This is a genomic window from Alkalibaculum bacchi (genome assembly GCF_003317055.1).
Classification (GTDB): domain Bacteria; phylum Bacillota; class Clostridia; order Eubacteriales; family Alkalibacteraceae; genus Alkalibaculum; species Alkalibaculum bacchi.
Map to the genome: position 1 here is coordinate 99,210 of NZ_QNRX01000006.1, position 12,984 is coordinate 112,193.

Consider the following 12,984-nt stretch of genomic DNA (forward strand, 5'->3'; position numbering starts at 1 on the left):
CCTCCAATCTCTTGTTTACTTGTGTTCAAATTTTATTTTGCAGAATTTGCCCCTGCAACGATTTCAGCGATTTCTTGTGTAATCTGTGCTTGCCTTGCTCTATTATAACTCAAGGTTAGCCCTTCAATCATTTCTTCCGCATTGTCTGTAGCTGATTCCATTGCAATTCTTCTTGCTCCTTGTTCGCTTGCGGCTCCCTCTATCATAGCACCATAAATGGTATTCATGATATATTTGGGAATGATATATTCAAGTACACTTTCTTCGCTAGGTTCGTATTGCATTGTGGCTGAAATACTCTTACTTTTTTCATTATTTGTTGTTTCCAGACTGTCCTTATCTAAAGGCAGCATCCGTACACATTGAGGTTTTTGACTAATAGTAGATATAAATTTTGTATAGGCAATATATACTTCATCGAATTCTCCTGATTCAAATAGAGAAATTACCTTTTCTCCTATCTGCCTAGCCTCTTGATAGGAAGGTTCTTCTGTATTTACATGAAACGTAGAAGCAACATGGTAATCCCTATTTTTGAAAAATTCTATACCTTTTTTCCCTATAACCATAAAACTCATATCATCCTTGTTTTCTCTATGGGAAAGGGCTAATTTAATTACATTATTGTTATATCCACCTGCTAAACCTCTATTTGCTGTAATGACAATGACTAGAGATTTCTTACCTTGACCTTTCATTAAATAAGGGCTTGTCGGTTTTCCAATTTGTTGAGAAGCTAATTCTTTAACCGTTTGAATCATCTCATCAAAATATGCCCTTCTGGCTTCAGCTTTTTCTCTGGCCTTTCGGAGTTTGGACGATGCAACTAATTCCATTGCATGTGTGATTTGCTTTGTACTATTTACGCCCTTAATTCTCCTTTTAATTGCCCTCATATTATCAGCCATAGATTTTCACCTCTTTCCCTTAGATCCCCTTAAAGCCTTGTTTAAATTTCTGAATCATCTCACCAATTTGTGAGTTCATTTCATCTGTAAGACCTTGACCCTCTTTAATGCTTTGAAGGAGTTCACGATATTGTCTATCTGCAAAACCAATAAGCTGCTTTTCAAATTCCTTGAATTGATCTAAAGGAATGTCTTTTGTATAGTCATTGGTAACAGCGTAAATGACGATAGCTTGGTGCTCAACCTTCATAGGAGAGTATTGATCTTGCTTTAAGAGTTCTACGATACGTTCCCCTTTTTCGAGCTGAGCTTTCGTACCTTCATCTAAGTCGGATCCGAATTGGGCAAAAGCTGCTAATTCTTTATACTGGGCGTATTCAATTCTGAGAGGTCCTGTTAACTTTTTCATTGCTTTTATCTGAGCTGCTCCACCTACTCGAGATACCGAAATTCCTGGATTAACCGCTGGTCTGACTCCTGCAAAAAACAGTTCAGACTCTAAAAATATTTGACCATCTGTAATTGAAATAACATTAGTAGGAATATACGCCGAAATATCTCCTGCTTGTGTTTCTATAATAGGAAGAGCCGTAATAGATCCGCCAGCCTTAAGTTTTGCCGCACGTTCTAATAATCTAGAATGCAGATAGAATACGTCCCCTGGATAGGCTTCTCTTCCTGGTGATCGTTTTAATAATAAAGACATGGTACGATAAGCTACTGCATGTTTTGATAAATCATCGTAGACAATAAGTACGTCTTTTCCCTTTTCCATAAAATACTCAGCAATCGTTACGCCACTATAAGGTGCAATGTATTGAAGTGGAGATAATTCACTAGCAGTTGCTGCTACTACGATGCTATAATCCATTGCGCCGTGTTCTTCAAGCTTTCCTACAACTTGAGCTACTGTAGAAGCTTTTTGACCAATAGCTACGTAGATACAAATAACATCTTCTTCCTTTTGATTGATAATTGTATCAATAGCGATAGCACTCTTTCCTGTCTGTCTATCACCGATAATTAATTCCCTTTGACCTCTTCCAATAGGAATCATAGAGTCGATAGCTTTATATCCCGTTTGCAGTGGTTGCGAGACGGATTCTCTCTCAATAACGCCAGAAGCTTTTACTTCAATAGGTCGTGACTTATTGGTATGTATCGTGCCCTTTCCATCGATGGCTTGTCCCAATGAATTGACAACACGTCCGATAAGTTCCTCTCCTACTGGTACCTCTACAATTTTACCCGTGCTCTTTACGATATCTCCCTCAACAATACTGCTATCGTCCCCTAAAAGAACGCAACCAATATTATCTTCTTCTAAGTTTAGGGCCATGCCATAAACCTCATTAGGAAACTCAAGCAGCTCACCAGCCATGGCGTTGTCTATGCCATGTACTCGGGCGATTCCATCTCCTACCTGAAGAACAGTACCAATATCTCTTACCTCTAGCTTTTGCTCGTATTGCAGTATTTGCTCTTTTATAATTTTACTGATTTCTGCAGCCCTAAGATTCACTTAATCACCTCTGTTTCTTCTAATCCAATATTCTGCAAATTGCTTCGTAATACATTCAACTGATTACGTACACTTCCGTCAATAACTTGTTCCCCTATATAGATGACCAAACCACCAAGGATAGATTCTTCAATAATATTTTTAATTATTACCTTTTTTCTCGTTCTCTTTTCAAGCTGTTCTTGAACTTTTTGCATATGCTCGTCTGTAAGTTTAATAGCCGAAAGAACAGAGGCTTCCAAGATGTTTTTTTCACTTAAATAACTTTCTTTAAAGGCTAAAAATATAAGTTCTAATTCAAAGAATCGATTCTTTTTAAGTAAAACCATTAGAAAACTATATAAGAAATTATGGATCCTTTTTTCAAATATTTTTTGAAGAATTTCCTCTTTCTCTTCCTTTTGAACTTGAGCACTCGTCATAAGCTGCCACATTTTCTTTTCCTTTGTCAACTCTCCGACTACCATTTCAAGTTCTTGGTACATTTCATCTAATATATTGTTTTCTTTAGCGATTTCTAGAAGTGCCGTAGCGTATCTTCTGCTTCCTAAACTCACTTGACTTCACCAACTTTTTTGATGGAATCCAAGATTAATTGTTCGTGTTTTGCTTTGTGTAAACTTTCTTTTATAACTTTTTCTGTAGCATACATTGTTAAGTCAACAATATTTCCTCTGACCTCTTCTAAAGCCTTTTTCTTTTCTAAATTGATTTCAGCTTTTGCACGCTCTTGAATTTTCATTGCTTCTTTATTTGCTTCTTCAATGATTTCACTTTTTCTATCTTTCGCTGTATTGATCGCTTCCTCAATGATTTCCTTTGAGCGCTCTTCAGCTTTGGCTAATTTAGCAGAGTATTCTGCCTTATATCCTTCTGCTTCTGCTTTTAATGCTTGTGCATTCTTCATTTCTAAAGACACGTCATCAGATCGCTTCTGAATAAAACCATTTATTTTTTCATAGAAAAAATGCTTTACAATAAAGAACAATATAAGAAAGTTAAGCATATTAAATATGATCATTTTTACATTAGCGGTAACCAAACTTGCGTTTTCCAAGATAAACCTCCTTTCCAGTAAGCCGTTGCCCGTATCCAATCGAACTTCACTCCTGCTCGTTCTCTTGGACGTGCCTGACATGCTCACTTCTAGGCTGCTCTCGTCGTCCCTTCGGTCCTAGACAGCAGCAGAATTGATACAAAAGATTTAAATAAATGGATTTGCAAATATAAGAATCAATGCAATAACTAAAGCATAAATCCCTGTTGTCTCTGCAACCGCTTGACCTAATAGCATGGTTCTTGTAATTTCTCCTGCTGCATCTGGTTGACGACCTACTGCTTCTGCACCTTTTCCTGCCGCAAAACCTTGACCAATACCAGGTCCTAAACCTGCGATCATAGCTAATCCTGCACCTAATGCTGAACACGCTTTAATTATTTCTATTCCTGTTATCATTTTTGTTCCTCCTTAAATTTAATATTATTTAATTAGATTTAAATCAACTCATTTAATCCATGGCCATAGCAATAAATACCATGGATAGCATAACAAAGATAAAACTCTGCAATAATCCCGAGAAGATGTCAAAGTAGGCATGAGCTACAATTGGGATCACTAAAGGAAGTTTTATTAAATTCATTAATCCTGTATAGAGCAAACCCATAATAATGGTTCCACCAAGCAAGTTACCAAATAGACGGAAACCTAAAGATATGGGATTTGCTAATTCTCCCATAATATTCATAGGGAGAAGAAAAGGAAACGGCTCTATGTAGCCCTTTAAATAAGTACCTATTCCCTTTGACTTAATAGCAAAAAACTGTGTCAAAATAAAGGTTAGTATGGATAGTGCTAGTGTCATGTTCAAATCTGCGGTAGGTGGTCTCATACCAATCAGCCCTACGGTATTTGCAAAAGCTAGGTATACTATAAGAGTAAGCATATAAGGAGTAAAACTCATATTCTTTTTTCCCATAGTAGATTCCACCATATTATTCATGGTAGTGACGATTAACTCTGAAATGGTTTGCATTTTTCCTGGTACTGTCTTCAAATTTCGAGTAGATACTACGCATAATATAATAATTACAGCCATAACCATCCACATATTTATGGTAGACGTAGTAATCTGAATGCCAAGTATTTCAGCATAAATCTTAGGACCTTCTGCCAAATATATCACCTCCTTCTACATTATTAACTTCTTTAACTTCTTTCTTTTTTGAAACAATACTGGATAAAACTATAACTATTTTTAATATGAATAATCCAATTATTGTTCCTACTATATTGATTTTTGGATTGGTCAGAGATATGTAAACAACCACTCCAGTTAAAAGATACCTTATACAATATTGAGAAATTATATATTTTGTCGCCCCTACAGGATGCATTTTAATAGACTTTTTAAGGGTTAATTCTAATAAACGAAAACTTAATAAACTAAAAATCAGACCAAAAGCAATTCCTCTAACAAAAGTAGCTCCATTATCCATTAAAAAAAAAGAAATAATCCCTAGACAAACTCCTATAATTACAGATCTTTTTATGATAGTTCTATTTTCTAATTCTTTTATAGGTATCATCCTTTCGTTTTGGTCCAGACTCTAATCCAATTGCAAATAAATTTCGAAAAGCTGTCAATACACCTAAAATCGTAAAAATTAGCAAAAGTATATTTCCTGTTGAAAACACCGTATCTAAGTACTTACCTAGGAAGAAGCATCCAATAATAGGTACAAACATCGATATTCCGATATGAGTCAATAAGGCGAGATTTGCCAAAGGATGTTTTTTATTTCTACTCATGGTCTTCTCCATTTCTAGTTTTGAATAATACGTATCATCTTATTCAATGCAATTATCACTGTTATCTTATTTTCTTTTAGTTTTTATATGTTGGTCATTTTTAATATGCAAAATGCGGATTTTACACTTGATAACGAGAATTAAATCAAGCTTTAAGAGCTTTGATTTAAGTATGAATAAGGTCTAATCCTATGAAGAACTCTAGGTTTTTGTTAAAATTATCACTTATGAAATTATAGCTATATTTTTCAATAAGTAATAAAACAACCAATCCATATTCGCTTGCATCATATTGTTTTTTTGTGTTTATGAATATAGTATATAACATCTTTTTAGATTAATCAATACTTCTATGCTTTTAGCCACAAATATTTATAAATTTAAATTTCATATTTAATAGCATTATATGTAGCTTTTTTTTACTATTCTTATTAAAATCTTAAAATTTAATGGCTTTTCTTTTAAGCCATTGTCTTGAAAGAAAAGCCTTACAGTCTTCTGCAGGGCTTATCTTTGTATATTAATTAACTAAGTTTTATCTCGACTATAAAGTTAAAAAGTACCTGCAACCCATTAATTTTGTAATATAGAAGACAATTCTTTTTGCGGAAGATCAATTAAAATGAACTAAATGAACCAAAAATAGCCGTTCTAATAGTTTTTTTCTTAAAGGGTAAACGTTTTCTCAAAACTCAAAAATTCGACGTCAACGAATAAATATCCGAAAACTCTATAGGAATCAATTCTGAGCGAATAGGCAATACTTTTACTTCATTGTCATTTTTCTCTTGTTTCCCTATTGGCAATTGTATGATAAACTTGCTCCCACAATTTGGTTTACTATATACTTCTATCTTGCCTCCTTGCATCTTTACAAAAGCGTGTACAATAGATAAGCCTATGCCACTGCCTTCACATCTTCTTGTTAAGGAGTCATCTACTTTAGCGAAACATCTAAATATAGATGCTATTTGATCTTCTGGAATACCTATTCCATCATCTTCTACAATTATGGTAATGTATTCTTCCCCATCTTGAATATCTACCAGTACATTTCCATTTTTCTTTGAGAACTTTATTGCATTTGAAAGTAAATTTAATAATATCCTTTCGATAAGATCAGGATCAAATGGTATGATTTTTTCTTCTACATCTGTATCAAAAGTAATTGATATCTGATTGCCACAGGCATTACGGTTCATATATTCTGCCACAGACAGCACCATATCTTCTACTATTTGCACGATATTGTTTTCAGCTATTACCACCTCATAAGCTTTGGCATTGATTTTTGAAACATCCATAAGATTATCTATAAGTCGCCATAGGCGATAGCTATTTTGCTTTGCAACATTTAAATACTTGTCCCATTCTTCTGGTGGATTTTCTGACTGCAATAACTGTATGACGCCTAATATAATATTTATGGGAGTTTTAAATTCATGAGACATATTTATATAAAAACTTGTTTTTAGCTCTTCGTATTCTAAAGTTGTTTTTAGTTTCTCTTGCTGGATTTCTAATTCTAATTTCATGCGCTCTGCCTTTTTATATTCTGATACATCTTGTAAGATGATTAAGGTACTATCTACATCGTAGGGAGTGGTCGTAATCAATACATTTAGTTTTGTTCCGTCCTTTTGTATCAAGTCTGCTTCTTGATTCTTGTAATCTGTACCTCCGATAATTGACTCTTCTTTTACTTCGATATAGTCCCACAAACAACTTTCTTCTAATTCTTCCTGGCTCGTCAAACCTAATATGCTCAATCCAACAGGGTTCGCTAGCACGATTTTTCCCTTGGAATATACAAATATTGCTTCTGGCAATAATTGGACGAGATTCTCATATTTTTCTCTGCTTTCTTGAAGTTTTTTAAGAGGAATCTTCATATTTATTTGTACAATAGCTTTATAAATACAATAAAAAGAAACTGTTTGAAACAAGTGACCAATTACGGTCACATCTTCTCCAGTTTCTTTGAATAGGGTAAAAGGTATACTTGTGAAAAGCATAAATATCAAACAGTAGAGTAAGTACGTAAAAGTATTTGGATGAAGTTGATCTTTCTTTTTTACCAAAATCATCACCGCACAAATTAAACCAACACTAATAAGAAATTCGCTAGCTTTTTTAAAACTTGCCGAACGAACCCCATCAATATAAACAACTGGGTAGTTTGACCAGTGCAATATAGACAGAAGCAACAAAATAGAAATGGAAAAATAAATAGCGCGTACCACCTTTATATTCAGTTTTTTAGGATAGTTCGTCACGAATAATAACAATGTAATGACATTCATGTATTTAGCAACTATATAAAATTGTAGAAAGAGATTATTAGAATTTATATCAAAAAAAGGCATATTCTTCTTTGTAATCATATGTAAGAAATTAAATAAAATAATAGAAATGTATCCAATACCTAGTATTCCAAACTGATTATTATGTAGATTGCACTGTTTAGAATTATGAAATATAGCAACAATCATAACGCCTATGGCGATTCCCATGATTTCGACTACATACTGAAAGAGATCAAAATTAATTGTACTAAGGTATAATAACCCAACAAGTACTACAATAATTCTATAATTTTGTAAAAAGTTTTTTTTAATATCTGCAAGCATATACATTCCCCCCTAAAGCTTTATGTGCATGTAAATATTATATTATTTTATCATTTCTTTTTGTTGAAAATTGTCAAAGGTTCGCAAACAAAATCGTTTTATGGACTATTTTATCAAAAAATAAAACTACCCTCTACTAAGTACGGACATATCCTCAACAGAGAGTAGTTTTTCTATAGTTTTATATAATACAAAACTTTATTAAAGTCCAGCTAATGTAAGGATATCTGGAACTTTAGATTCCCAGCCTAATGCCATGATATGTAAACCATCGCAATAATCTTTACATTCTTTAATAATACGTGCAGTGATTTCTACGCCAGTAATACCAGCTTTTGTCTTTTCTTTATCTTTTTTAAGTTCTTCAATCAAATGATCTGGAACGTGTATACCAGCTACATTTGCGTTCATGAATTTTACCATTCCTACGCTCTTAGGAATAACTACACCTAGCATAACTGGTACGCCAAATTGTTTCGCTTTTTCCATAAACTCAATGAATTTTTCAGGTTCGTAAACTGCTTGTGTTTGGAAGTAATCTGCACCCGCTTTAACTTTTGCTTCCATTTTTGCCAGTTGAACATCAACAGAATCACTACAAGGTGAAACAACAGCTCCTTTAGCAAATTTAGGAGGTTCTCCAACAAGCTCATTTCCAGCAAGGTCTACGCCTGATTCAAGTTGTTTTACTGCATGAATTAAAGATACAGAATCTAAATCAAAAACAGGTTTTGATTGTGGGTGGTCTCCAAGTGTAGTGTGGTCACCTGTTAAAAGCAGTAAATTATCAATGCCTAGCATTGCTGCACTTAAGATATCGGATTGTAACGCGATACGATTTCGGTCTCTACAAGTAACTTGGAATATTGGTGGTATACCTTCATCTTTAAATGCTTTACATGTTGCTAAAGAGCCTAGTCTCATTACAGATGATTGATTATCTGTAACATTAACTGCTGTTACTCTATCTTTTAAATAGGTATTTACTTCATCAATTAAATGGTCTATATTAATCCCCTTTGGAGGACCAACTTCTGCAGTAACTACAAACTCGCCACGTTCAAATAACTCAGTAAGTCTCATTTTTTAAATCGCCCCTTATCATAAATAATCTTAGCTAGAAACAAAAGCAGATAGAATAGCCAATTTTGTGTTTATTCTCCATCTTTAGTTGAAAAATCAAAAGGCTTTTTGTAATCTCGTACTTTTGTTGGATGCTTTAATGTATCTAGTTTATTTAACTTCTCAAGTTTTCTATAAATGCGTTCCCATCCACATTCCATATCTTTGTCGACTTCGCATTTACCGTTTTTGGAGCCGCCACATTGGCCATTTACTAAGCTCTTTGAGCATGCGGTAATAGGGCAAACTCCTCCAGTATAATTCAGATAACATTCCCCACATTGAGCACAATCAAGCTCCTGAGGAGTGACTCCTTGAAATCCTGGTAAAGGATAAGTATCGCAACCTGAAAATACTCTTTTTTCTTCTAAGTATTTTGCCACAGTTTGCACGCCTACACCACAAGAACATACGAGGACTGTGTCTGCATCTTTGACTTTATCCATATATTTTTCAAGTTGCAATTGCAAATGATCTGGGTTGCATATATAGTCTCTTGTCATGATTTCAGTAATATCTTTTTCAGCTGCTAATTCTTTTTGTAATTCATCAGCTTGGTATTCAGGAAAATAAACTTCTTTACATCCATGACAGTTTATAACAAAAGTTTTTCCTTGTGCTAAGGATGCTATCGCATCTTTTGATTTTAGTTGGGTAATTAACATATTATTTACCCTCCCTTATGGCTTTTTTTCCAGCTTTTATTGCATCTACGATCATAATCTTAGATGAACAAATACTTTGGCAACATCTGCATTCCATACAATCCATTATATTCTTTTCCTTCATGGCTGCCCAGTCTTCTGCTTTTTCGTATTTTGGATAGTATAGTGGTTGAAGTTCCATTGGACATACGTCTGAACATCGACCGCATTTAATACAATCATTTTCTTCTGTTATGATGTCTTCAATGGCGATGATTCCATTCGTACCTTTCATTACCGGCACATTTAGATTATCTAGTTTAAAGCCCATCATTGGTCCACCCATTTTAATCAGAACGTCGTCACCTTTTATGCCACCACAGTGCTCGATAAGCTCTTTTACAGAGGTTCCGATTTTTACTATGTAGTTTCCAGGCTTATTGATTCTATCTCCAGTTACAGTTACAACTCTCTCAACTAGTGGCATACCTTTTTGAATTGCATCAGAGATTGCCTTAACAGTACTGATATTACTTACTATTGCACCTACATCAGCAGGTAATCCTCCACGAGGCACTTCTTTTTTTAATACTCGTTTTATGAGCATTTTTTCTGCACCTTGTGGATATTTTGTCTTTGCAACAACGATTTCGATATTTGGTAAATCTGCAGTTTTAGCTTGTAATAATTCAATGGCATCCGGTTTATTGTCTTCAATTGCAATAATACCTTTTGGTGCATTAGCAGCTTTAAGAAGTGCTTGTAAACCAAAGATCAAATCATCTGCAAATTCTAACATTACTCGGTGGTCTGCTGTAAGCATTGGTTCACATTCACAGCCATTTACCAATATTACATCGATAGGTTTTGGCGCTTTAGCTTTAACAGCAGTCGGGAATCCCGCACCACCCATACCAACGATTCCTTTTTCGCGAATGATTTCAACAATTTCATCAGGCGTAAGGCTGTCTAAATCACCAGCTGGTTTGACAGACTCGTCTAAAGTATTCTTTCCATCAGATTGAATTACAACAGAATTTACATTTAGGCCAGAAGTAGGATGTAATCGAGGTTCGATTGCTACTACAGTACCGCTGACGCTAGAATGTATTGTACTACTGATAAATCCATTTGCTTCGCCAATCTTTTGACCGACTTTAACCTGCTGTCCAACTTCTACAATTGGATTTGCAGGTGCACCTGCATGTTGAGATAATGGAATCACTACATTTAATGGATCTGGGAAATTCACTAGAGATATGTGTTCGCTAAACTCTTTATGTTCTGTAGGATGAATTCCTCCATAATAACCTTCAAAGCGTTCCTCACGAACTTTCTTAACATACTCATTAATAAATTTATAATTTATTTTAGAGTAGTCTCGAACTTCAATCGGTTGATTTAGTAATTCATCAATTCGATTTTGACCTTTCATTCTGTCGTAGATTTTTTGCCATCCACAATCCATTTCTTTATCTACTTCACATTTGCCATTTTTAGCGCCACCGCATTGTCCATTAATTAAACTCTTTGAACAATCGATAACTGGACAAATACCACCTGTTTGGTTCAAATAACATTGGCCACAGGCATCACAACGAGTATCTGTTAACGCCATACCATGGTGACCTCTATAAGCTATAGAATCACTTGCCGCGTAAACAGGCTTTTCGAGTAGATCTGCAACCATTTGAATACCCAAACCACAGGAAATGACAAATACATTTTCTGCTTCCTCTGGTACTAAAGACTGAAGCGCTTTAGATGTAGTTGTCACGTTACACAGAAAATCAACTTTTCCACTGCCAAGAAGAGTCTTGCCTTGTTCATTGGCCATTTGCTCAAAACTGCTGCAATCAGGCTCATCGCCAATTTCGAATTCTTTGAAGCATTTGTTACAAGCAATAACAAATAAGCTATCCTTATTCTCTAACAATGGCGCTAACTCTTCTTTGCTCTTTAACTTAAACTTGGTATAGTCTACCAATTCCTCTTCCCCCCTTAATGAAGTTTAATAAAACTATTGATAATTTTATTACATTCTTGAAACCGAATACAAAAATATATCAATAATTGAGATTATAAGTCTTTATAAATTCTAACATAATATCGTGTTAATTTCCATAACTTGTTTTAATTTTTTAGTAAAATACAAAACTTATACATTTTTATTAGATCCTTTATTGCATTTTATCTTTCCAATGGGTTTTATTTATAACAAAGCTAGTCAATGATTTAACGTCAGCTTAAGGATCTGACTATTATTTTATCAATACAAACTTTTGGAATTTAGGTCTTAATAAGTAAAATATAGTTTTAAAGAAAATATCCTCAAGTCACAATTGTAAGCATGTAAACATACACTATAATAAACTAAGAAAGGATGGATACTATGCATTGTTGTACAAAACTTCCCTACGATTTTTGGTATTATGGTCTAAATAATTCATATTATATAAATCAATACCCCTATCAGTACCCATATTATACTGCACCAGTATACTACCAAAGCTATTACCCACAAAACCCAAACCAATTTCCTTCACATAGCGACCCCAATAATAGTAGATATAGACTAAGAGATTATGGTCCAGAGCCTTATGTAGTAAATATAGAAGAAATCACCGAGCAAAATGATAATTTCCGACTCGCTCTATGGACAGGAGAACATTTTCAAGCTACTCTTATGAGCATAGGAGTAGGTGAAGATATCGGCTTAGAGCTCCATGAAGACACCGACCAATTTTTTAGAATTGAACAAGGTCAAGGAATTGTAAGAATGGGAGACACACCAGATAATTTAGATTTTCAAGCTTATGTATATGAAGATTACGCTATCTTCGTCCCAGCAGGTAAATGGCATAATTTAATCAATACAGGAAATGTGCCCATTAAGCTATATTCCATATACGCCCCACCCCATCATCCTCATGGTACGATTCATAGGACCAAGAAGGATGCACAGTAATGTGCCTTCGGCACATTAGTTCTAAGTTCTACGTTGTAAGTTCTATGTAAAGCATCTAAGGTGCTACATCGGTCATCCTGAGAAGCTTGCGACGAAGGATCTCTGAAAATAAACTTAGTGCGAAAAAACGCTTTCACTTACACAAAAGGAGTTATGCAACTGCACAGCTCCTTTTTAGTTGAATAGCAAGAAAGTGCCTTTGGCACTTTAGTCGCTAGTCATTAATTAGTCTTTAGCCACTAGCATTTGGGTATTCCTTTTGGGTCAAGATCCTTCGCTTACGCTCAGGATGACTGAGCTAGAAGTTAAGGTTAAAAGTAGGACTTTCCTAATACAGAATAAACAACTGTTTAACCATTGTTCAACAACCGTTCAACAATT

The 12,984-nt window shown here is 34.6% G+C and carries 13 protein-coding genes; 1 reads left to right on the forward strand and 12 read right to left on the reverse strand.

The genetic code is table 11. The features are described from left to right. Positions 1-32 precede the first annotated feature (32 nt). The 12 genes from atpG to rsxC all read right to left on the reverse strand — a co-directional run bounded on the left by atpG (position 33) and on the right by rsxC (position 11,622). On the reverse strand, positions 33-908 hold the full coding sequence (gene atpG / locus DES36_RS05955) for an ATP synthase F1 subunit gamma (RefSeq protein WP_113920309.1): 876 nt from the start codon (positions 906-908) through the stop codon (positions 33-35). 19 nt (positions 909-927) lie between these two features. Then, positions 928-2,430: a F0F1 ATP synthase subunit alpha gene (gene atpA / locus DES36_RS05960; RefSeq protein WP_113920310.1), complete on the reverse strand. Its 1,503-nt coding sequence runs from the start codon at positions 2,428-2,430 to the stop codon at positions 928-930. Continuing rightward, on the reverse strand, positions 2,427-2,987 hold the full coding sequence (gene atpH, locus DES36_RS05965) for an ATP synthase F1 subunit delta (protein WP_113920311.1): 561 nt from the start codon (positions 2,985-2,987) through the stop codon (positions 2,427-2,429). Before atpH ends, atpA begins: the two co-directional genes overlap by 4 nt. Continuing rightward, positions 2,984-3,487 (reverse strand): F0F1 ATP synthase subunit B, encoded by a 504-nt coding sequence (gene atpF, locus DES36_RS05970; protein ID WP_170128196.1) that lies wholly within the window; start codon positions 3,485-3,487, stop codon positions 2,984-2,986. Before atpF ends, atpH begins: the two co-directional genes overlap by 4 nt. A 147-nt stretch (positions 3,488-3,634) precedes the next feature. Further along, a complete protein-coding gene (atpE, locus tag DES36_RS05975) occupies positions 3,635-3,886 on the reverse strand; it encodes an ATP synthase F0 subunit C (RefSeq protein WP_113920313.1) in 252 nt (83 codons plus the stop codon). A 52-nt stretch (positions 3,887-3,938) separates the two neighbouring features. Further along, on the reverse strand, positions 3,939-4,604 hold the full coding sequence (atpB, locus tag DES36_RS05980; RefSeq protein WP_341457123.1) for a F0F1 ATP synthase subunit A: 666 nt from the start codon (positions 4,602-4,604) through the stop codon (positions 3,939-3,941). Beyond that, a complete protein-coding gene (locus DES36_RS05985) occupies positions 4,588-5,016 on the reverse strand; it encodes an ATP synthase subunit I (RefSeq protein ID WP_113920314.1) in 429 nt (142 codons plus the stop codon). The genes atpB and DES36_RS05985 overlap by 17 nt, the downstream gene beginning before the upstream one ends. After that, a complete protein-coding gene (locus DES36_RS05990; protein ID WP_113920315.1) occupies positions 4,988-5,239 on the reverse strand; it encodes an AtpZ/AtpI family protein in 252 nt (83 codons plus the stop codon). The genes DES36_RS05985 and DES36_RS05990 overlap by 29 nt, the downstream gene beginning before the upstream one ends. Positions 5,240-5,931: 692 nt before the next feature. Then, the gene (locus tag DES36_RS05995) at positions 5,932-7,869 is read right to left on the reverse strand and encodes a sensor histidine kinase (RefSeq protein WP_170128197.1); all 1,938 of its coding nucleotides are present in this window, start codon (positions 7,867-7,869) and stop codon (positions 5,932-5,934) included. 201 nt (positions 7,870-8,070) lie between these two features. Further along, positions 8,071-8,952: a methylenetetrahydrofolate reductase gene (locus DES36_RS06000; RefSeq protein ID WP_113920317.1), complete on the reverse strand. Its 882-nt coding sequence runs from the start codon at positions 8,950-8,952 to the stop codon at positions 8,071-8,073. A 71-nt stretch (positions 8,953-9,023) separates the two neighbouring features. Further along, complete coding sequence (locus DES36_RS06005) at positions 9,024-9,656, reverse strand: methylenetetrahydrofolate reductase C-terminal domain-containing protein (RefSeq protein ID WP_113920318.1); 633 nt, start codon at positions 9,654-9,656, stop codon at positions 9,024-9,026. Position 9,657: 1 nt separating this feature from the next. Continuing rightward, positions 9,658-11,622 (reverse strand): electron transport complex subunit RsxC, encoded by a 1,965-nt coding sequence (gene rsxC / locus DES36_RS06010; RefSeq protein ID WP_113920319.1) that lies wholly within the window; start codon positions 11,620-11,622, stop codon positions 9,658-9,660. 405 nt (positions 11,623-12,027) lie between these two features. On the opposite strand from rsxC, the gene DES36_RS06015 reads away from it, so the two are divergent. Then, on the forward strand, positions 12,028-12,603 hold the full coding sequence (locus DES36_RS06015; protein ID WP_187387061.1) for a cupin domain-containing protein: 576 nt from the start codon (positions 12,028-12,030) through the stop codon (positions 12,601-12,603). The last annotated feature ends 381 nt before the right edge of the window (positions 12,604-12,984 follow it).